Source organism: Oscillibacter sp. ER4 (assembly GCF_000765235.1).
Lineage (GTDB): Bacteria > Bacillota > Clostridia > Oscillospirales > Oscillospiraceae > Hominicoprocola > Hominicoprocola fusiformis.
Genome location: NZ_JPJG01000094.1, coordinates 1 through 1,862, shown reverse-complemented (window position 1 = coordinate 1,862; position 1,862 = coordinate 1). Strand labels below are relative to the sequence as shown.

General features: G+C 34.2%; 1 protein-coding gene. It reads left to right on the top strand.

All coding sequences use genetic code 11. The features are described from left to right. The first annotated feature begins 427 nt into the window (after positions 1–427). Positions 428–1,603 carry an MFS transporter gene (locus NI20_RS0112585; protein ID WP_033121740.1) on the top strand — a complete coding sequence of 392 codons (1,176 nt, stop codon included), beginning with the start codon at positions 428–430 and terminating at the stop codon, positions 1,601–1,603. Positions 1,604–1,862: the final 259 nt, after the last annotated feature.

Sequence of the window (1,862 nt, the reverse complement as noted above, 5' to 3'; positions counted from 1 at the left end):
CCATTTTCAAGCCTCCTTTCGCCGCTCTGAATAAAAAAATAAAGCAGGAAAACCGTTTCGGCTTTCTCTGCTTTTAATGTTACTTCTTTCATAACTCTAATTATTGCGTTTTATATGTTGACTGCTGAGTTAAAATGAATTATAATATTGTGTAATTGTATGGAGTTTTGTTAGGCCGAATTTACATGATGCTTAACTTACATGGCTCATTAAGATACAATTTCAACGATCATGAAATATGAAAGGAGCATCGTTCTTATGTCAGGAATTATTATTAATTATTTTATTATCTTGGATAAACAAAATAAATTTAATTAAAAACACATAGACACAACTATTTTATATATAGATATATAAGCGACAGTTGCGTTTTAGCGTGTCGCTTTTTTGTTGTCCTTGTGTTTATGAAGAAGAAAGGATACTATATATGAAATCAAATAAAAACTGGAAAGTTTCCGCTGTATTATTTTTATTAAGCCAAAATATATCTCTTTTTGGTTCGTCAATTGTTGGCTATGCTGTAATCTGGCATATAACCCTTGAAACATCATCAGGCTTTTGGATGATGATGGCAACTATATTTAGCAATCTGCCCCAAATAATAATCTCCTTATGGGGAGGTGCCTTAGCAGATAGGTTTAATCGTAAATATATGATTATGGCGGCAGACGGTTTTATAGCGTTGGCAACATTGGGTTTAGCAATATCGTATTGGGCAGGTTTTCAAGATAAAATTCTATTGTTGGTTGTTTTAGCAATTCGTTCGACGGGGGCAGGCATTCAATCTCCGGCAGTCAATGCTATTTATCCGCAAATAGTGCCAAAAGAAAATTTGACTAAAATTCAGGGTATTAATCAAACAGTAAATGCAATTTGTTTATTACTTGCTCCTGCTATTGGTGGAGTTTTGCTTGGTTCCATCGGTCTTGTTTGGGCTTTCATGGTCGATGTTGTTACAGCAGTTATTGCTATTACCATAATGAGCATGATCAAGGTTGGAAAACAAAATTCAACAGTAAATACAAACTCAATGATTTCAGATATTCGTGCAGGAATAGATTATGTATTTGAACATTCCGAGTTAAAGAAACTAATTGCTTTCTATGCTATTGCCTTTATTTTGCTGACCCCGGCAATGGTATTATCGCCGTTAATGATTGAACGTACATTTGGAAATGAAGTATGGCGATTGACTGCAAATGAAATTCTTTGGACTGTTGGTTCTCTTATTGGAGGCGTTTTTATTGCTTTAAGAAAGCAAATTAAAAATAAGGTATTTGCAATTGCTGCTGTTTTTATTGCATTTGGAATAGCATTTGGGTTTATGAGTATTGCGACAAATTTTGCATTGTATCTCGTATTTATCTTAATAGCAGGATTCTTAATGCCTATACTCACTACTGTACAAACCGTATATGTTCAGGAAATTACAGAGCCAGATGTATTAGGGCGAGTTTTTTCAATTATTCAAATAGCATCAACAAGTGCTTTGCCAATAGCTATTCTATTTCTGGGACCATTGGCAGACATTGTTAGTGTGCAATCTATGTTGTTTGTATCCGGTGTTTTATTAGTTATTTGCGGTGTGCTGTATGGCAGATAACGCTAAGAAAATAAATTGATATAAAATGACAAAAAGGAGGGCATTGTAGTATGGCAGGTACTTTTTGGGTGCATAGCAAAAGCTATTGCACTCTAAATATTTAGAAACTATTTTGTAACAGCTTTTGCTAATCCTAAGATTTATTTTTTAGGAGGTGCAGGATGAGCTATGTTAGGGAACAGGAAGCAATGTTGCCATTTCTTATTGATATCTTTGAAACGAATACTGGCGTAAAATAATGAAGATTGGAGTGCTGCAA

Bases quoted from the DNA above. Each gene is read 5' to 3' on its own strand.
- NI20_RS0112585 (WP_033121740.1), top strand. From the start codon at position 428: ATGAAATCAAATAAAAACTGGAAAGTTTCCGCTGTATTATTTTTATTA.